The sequence below is a fragment of the Haladaptatus sp. genome (assembly GCF_049589095.1).
Lineage (GTDB): Archaea > Halobacteriota > Halobacteria > Halobacteriales > Haladaptataceae > Haladaptatus.
Genome location: NZ_JBAWAC010000665.1, coordinates 1 through 5,403, shown reverse-complemented (window position 1 = coordinate 5,403; position 5,403 = coordinate 1). Strand labels below are relative to the sequence as shown.

The following is a 5,403-nucleotide window of genomic DNA, read 5'->3' as shown; positions in this document are numbered from 1 at the left end:
CCGAGGACCTCGTCGTCGCGCTGTACGAAAAACTCGGGGAACGTGGCGCGAAACCGTCGCTGTCGATGCGAAGCAAACGGGCGGACCGGGCGTTCCTCCGTTCCTGCGACGCGGACGATTTCGGTCTGCTCGACCACACGCTGGCGGCGATAGAGGAGACGGACGCCGTCATCATCATTAAAGGAGCGGAGAACACGGCGGAGACCAGCGACGTCCCGGCGGAGAAATCCGCCGCCAAGGCCCGCGCCAACGCGCCCATCCAGCAGGAACGGATGGGCAAACGCTGGGTCGGCACGCAGTTCCCCGCCCCGGGGGAGGCCCAGTTGGCCGAGATGAGCACGGAAGCCTACGAGACGTTCGTGTACAACGCGATAAACAAGGATTGGGACGAACAACGCGAGTTCCAGGAGCAGATGGTCGAAATCCTCGACCCTGCCGATGAAGTATGCATCGTCTCCGGCGAAACGACGGACCTCACGATGTCGGTGAAGGGTATGAAAACCATCAACGACTTCGCCGAGAAGAACCTCCCCGGCGGCGAGGTGTTCACCGCACCGGTCCCCGACTCGGTCGAGGGCGAAGTGCTGTTCGACAAACCCCTCGTCCGACAGGGACGGGAAATCGAAGGTGCGTGGCTCCGCTTCGAGAACGGCGAAGTCGTCGATTTCAGCGCCGACAAGAACGAAGACGTCCTCGAAGGGACCCTCGACACCGACGAGGGCGCGCGCCGACTCGGCGAACTCGGTATCGGGATGAACCGCGACATCGACGAGTTCACCTACAACATGCTCTTCGACGAAAAGATGGGCGACACGATTCACCTCGCCATCGGGCAAGCCATCGGCGAGACGGTTCCCGAGGGGCAACCGTTCAACGAGAGCGCCACACACCTCGACATGATCGTCGATATGAGCGAGGATTCGTTCATCGAGGTAGACGGCGAAGTCGTTCAGCGAAACGGCGTCTTCCGATTCGAGGACGGGTTCGAGGGGTAGTTCCGCGAGGGATGCGAGGCGCACCGCGCCTCGAAAGACGAACGGCGAACGGGAACAGGCAAGAGCAACGCTCTTGCCGTGTGAGCCGTGAGTGATGCGACCGACCGGGATGTTTTTGGTCCAGATTTTTGCGAGGAGCGGTCGGCTTGCCGACCCGACGACGTAAAAAGGTGGAACGTGGGTCTTCCGATTCGAGGACGAGTTCGAGGGATAATGCTGCGAGGGTTCATATACGATGCCGGGACCAAGACCGGCGTGACCTGAAATCCGTATCGCGCGAGTGGTCGAGGCGGGTGTGTGGCGCTCCCTCGCGTGAGAACCTGCGTGCCGCCTGTTCGTGCCCTCCGTTAGACGACATCACCGCGAACCGTCGTTCCGTCCTGCCGACGGCGATAGGATTCGATGGCTTGTGCGGCTTTCTTCGTCTCCTCTTCATCCATGCCGAGCATCTCCAACGCGGCCGGGAGCGTCGGGAACGCGAACTCCCCTGCTCGCAACTTCCGGAACGCTTCTTCGCTTCGTTGTCCATCGACCCAGAGACAGACCCCACGTGGATCGAGGATTTGCTCGTAGGCGTTCCGTGCCATCGCCCCGCGTAGGCGTTGGGTAACGTTGTCCTCGAAACTCGAATTGCAGACTTCGAGGTGGACGGGGTCGTTTTCGGGGAGTAGATGGGCCGCGAGACACTTCTCGGGCGCAGAGTAGCCGCTCTCGCTCGCCCGAATCAGATCGGGATATTCGTCGGCCCACGCCGCACGGACCGTCTTCCCGACACCCTTCACGCCGTGTGATTCGACGAACTCTTCCTCCCGGTCGGTATCGTCGCCTCGAAGCAGGATGTCCTTCGTTACGTACACGTCCAATCGGTCGATAGGGTCGAGGCCGAGGGCAATATCCCCGTAGACCCAAATCTCCCGCACGGGAACGGGCATGGTCTCGTTCTCGACCGTCTCGACGATTTCCTCGACGTGCTCTATCGCCGCGCTTCGCTCCATCGATGTTCGGTTGGGGAGTGTCGTGGATAAGTCCGATGGAACGAACGGTGAGTCCGATAGGATACAACCGTCCGTCGAACTAATATTGTATTGTCGGCACAAGGCCAAACAACATTTCCCCGAGGAAGTTCAACCGTCGAACATGGTCGAATCGATATCCACCGCGGAGTTGGCGAACAGGCAGGATACTGACGAGGACTTCGCCCTCCTCGACACACGACCGGAGGAAAGCTTCGAATCGTGGCATATCACTGGAGCACGGAACTTCCCGTTCGGTCCCGACGAGTCGCTGTCGGAGGACGGCGCTGCGGAAGTCGAATCGATGCTCGACGGAAACGACGAGATCCTCACCATCTGTGCGAAGGGGATCTCATCGGCACATTTCGTCGACGAACTCGAAGCACACGGGTTCGAAAACGTGAAAGTCGTCACCGGTGGCATGGAGGAGTGGAGTGAGGTGTACGACCGCGTCCCCATCGAAACGGACGGTGATGTAGAAATCGTACAAATACAGCGACGTGCGAAGGGATGTCTCGGTTACCTCGTCGGAAGCGACGGGGAGGCGGCGGCTATCGACGTGAGTCGACACACCGACGAGTTCCGCGAAGCGGCCGATGATCGTGGATACGAAATCACCCACGTGTTCGACACACACGTCCACGCCGACCACATCTCCGGCGGGCGTACGCTCGCCGACGGACTCGGTGTCCCGTACCATCTCAGCGAGCGCGCCCGCAAACGCGGCGTCGAATACGAGTACGACGCCCTCGACAGAAACGAGGTGGTTCGCGTCGGAAACGCCGATATCAAGGCCGTTCCCACGCCCGGTCACACCTCCGAGATCACCAGCTATCTCGTCAACGACGAAGCCGTCATCACCGGGGACACCCTGTTCGTGGACTCCATCGGTCGCACGGAACTGGAGTTCGGTGACGAAGGCGCAGCAGAGGGAGCAAAGATGCAGTACGATTCCCTTCACAAGGTGTTGATGAGCGACCCGGACAGCGTCGTCGTCCTGCCGGGACACGTTACCGTCACCGAAGACGGACGGTTCGCTCACGGCAATCCCGGCGAACCGATTCGGTCGACGGTCGGTGACCTCCGCCGTAATCTCGACGTACTCCAGTTGGACGAGGACGCATTCGTTTCCCGTCTTTCGGACGACGTGCCCGAAAAACCGCCGAACTACGAAACGGTCATCGCCATCAACCGTGGCAAGGACGAACCCGAAGGTGAAGACGAGGCGACGGAGCTCGAACTGGGGCCGAACCGCTGTTCCGCATCGTAAGACGCCCGCTATCTAAACGCGTAGGTACCGTCGCTCGTCGCGTAGACGCGTTCGTCGTCCACCGCGACGGACTCGACTTCGCCGCCGGTTTCGAACCGTCGTCGTTCCGCTCCGTCGCTCGCCGAGAGCGCGTACACTCGGCGGTCGCTGGCGCCGACGTACACCGTTTCGTCGCCGACGACCGGTTCACAGAGCGATCCGAACGGGAGGAATTTCGGGTGGAACGTCCACGAAACACTCCCGTCGTCGAGCGAAACCAGCCAGTCGCGACTATCGGTTCCGGTGCTCGTCACGTCACTCGTCACGGCGTAGAGACCGTCATCCGGGACGAGGCTCGTTACTGTGTCTCCGTCTTCGAGGGTTACACGCCACAGCTCGGTTCCGTCGAAATCGTAGGCGACGACTTCGTTACAATCGGTACCGGTGTACACCGCATCATCGACTGCGACGGCTCGCACACCATCCCCGGTGGACCACTGCTCTCCGTCGGCATCGAGCGCCACGACCCGACCGTTCACGAGTGCAAATGCCGTTTCGTCGTGGACAGCGACCATATCGACCGACCCGAGTCCGCCACAGTCGCCGGTACTCGTCCATACGTGCACGCCGGTCGTTGCGTCGAACGCGGTCACCCATCCGTCGCCGCCAACGACGACGCGGTCATCGGTGACGGCCGGAACGGTCGTGATACCGCCGTCACATTCGGAACGCCACTGTTGGGTTCCGTCCGGTGAGTATACGACGACCGCCGACCAATCCGTCTCGTACACCATACCGTTCGCGGAAACCGGTGGCGTATCGCCTTCTTCGCGCCATCGTTTCTTTCCGGTTTCAGTGTCGAGCGCGCGCAGTGCGTTGTTCTGAAGGTAGACGTTTTCGCCAACGTTCATCGAACCGATCCCGTTCGCTCGCCAATCGAGCCATTCGGGGTCCTCGACGGAGTAGAGAAAGCCCTCCCGGTCAGCGATGTATATCCCGTCGTCGATAGCGGGCGGCAACGACGAGGTATCGAGATTACGTACCGGAACCCACCACTTCTGGTCGCCGCTCCGAAGGTCGAACGCGACGAGTCCATCGCCGCTATCCCGTGTGATGGGGACGTAGGTCGTTCCGTCGGCGATCGATGGGGTTCCGGCCGATCCATCGAGACTTCCGACCGTCCACCGTACGGTTCTATCGTTGGCAGCGAGTGCCCAAATCCGTGCCCGAGCGCCGTCGGTCACGACGACTGTGTCGTCGGTGACTGCGGGTGATTGGCTGAGTCGCGTCGAATCGCCGAGGTCCGTCGTCCACCGTGCCGCTCCGTCCTCCGTCGAGAGTGCGAACGTTTTCCGTCCGGAGACGTAGACGGTGTCGTTTGCGACGGTCGGCGCGTGGTCGATCATCCCGTCGGTGCTGGCCTGCCACTGTGGCTGTCCGTCGGTCGCATCGAGAGCATATACCGTTTTCTTGTCGGCGAAGTACGCCGTTCCGTCGACGACTGCCGGTGGCACGTTCTCGGCGCTCGGTGTCTCGCCGTCCTTTCCGGACGGGAGACGGACCTGCCACTGTTTCGTTCCGGTCTCGGTATCGATCGCCCAGCAGGCACCCTGTCCGTTCACATCGCTGGTCTTGAAGAAGGCGATGCCGTCAGCAACGGTCACGGGGGACGATTCGATGACGCCGATTTCGAACCGCCACCGCTCGCTCCCGTCCTCGGCGGAGAGGGCGACGAGGTCGGTTCCGGCCACGTAAACGGTATCCCCGACGACGGTCGGTGCGTAGTCCAGTCCTCGGATATGCGTCGTCCAGCACGCGTTCCGCGAGTCGACGTCGAACGCCGTTATTCCTCCGGACGAATCGGAAACGTAGGCGATTCCGTCGACTACGGTCGGGGAATAGAGACCCCGATCACTCACCTGTTCGCTCCAATCGACCCATGCTCCTGGACCGGGATCATTCCCATCGGCACTACTCCCTGTGTTCCCCGTATCGTTTTGAAACGACGACCACGCATGATTCGTGGTCGTTGCCGTGTCGGACGCTGCAATCCCCACAAATCCTGTCGTTCCGATAGCAGCACCGGTCAGTTTGAGAAAAGTCCGTCGTGTCTCGTCGGAGGGGTCGACCATGAAAAGAATATAGG

4 protein-coding genes are annotated in these 5,403 nt (G+C 61.2%); 2 read left to right on the top strand and 2 right to left on the bottom strand.

Translation table 11 applies throughout. The features are described from left to right. A partial coding sequence (locus WBV42_RS20870; protein ID WP_423987742.1) for an aminopeptidase occupies positions 1-995 on the top strand: 995 nt, incomplete at its 5' end. 347 nt (positions 996-1,342) lie between these two features. Here the strand turns inward: WBV42_RS20870 and WBV42_RS20865 are convergent. Beyond that, positions 1,343-1,990 (bottom strand): DUF7095 family protein, encoded by a 648-nt coding sequence (locus tag WBV42_RS20865; protein ID WP_423987741.1) that lies wholly within the window; start codon positions 1,988-1,990, stop codon positions 1,343-1,345. 142 nt (positions 1,991-2,132) lie between these two features. Here WBV42_RS20865 and WBV42_RS20860 point away from each other — a divergent pair, with 142 nt between their 5' ends. Beyond that, entirely contained in the window at positions 2,133-3,278 is a 1,146-nt protein-coding gene (locus tag WBV42_RS20860) for an MBL fold metallo-hydrolase (protein ID WP_423987740.1), read from the top strand. A gap of 8 nt (positions 3,279-3,286) precedes the next feature. On the opposite strand, the gene WBV42_RS20855 is transcribed toward WBV42_RS20860, so the two are convergent. Beyond that, positions 3,287-5,389 (bottom strand): PQQ-binding-like beta-propeller repeat protein, encoded by a 2,103-nt coding sequence (locus WBV42_RS20855; RefSeq protein WP_423987739.1) that lies wholly within the window; start codon positions 5,387-5,389, stop codon positions 3,287-3,289. Between the last annotated feature and the right edge of the window lie 14 nt (positions 5,390-5,403).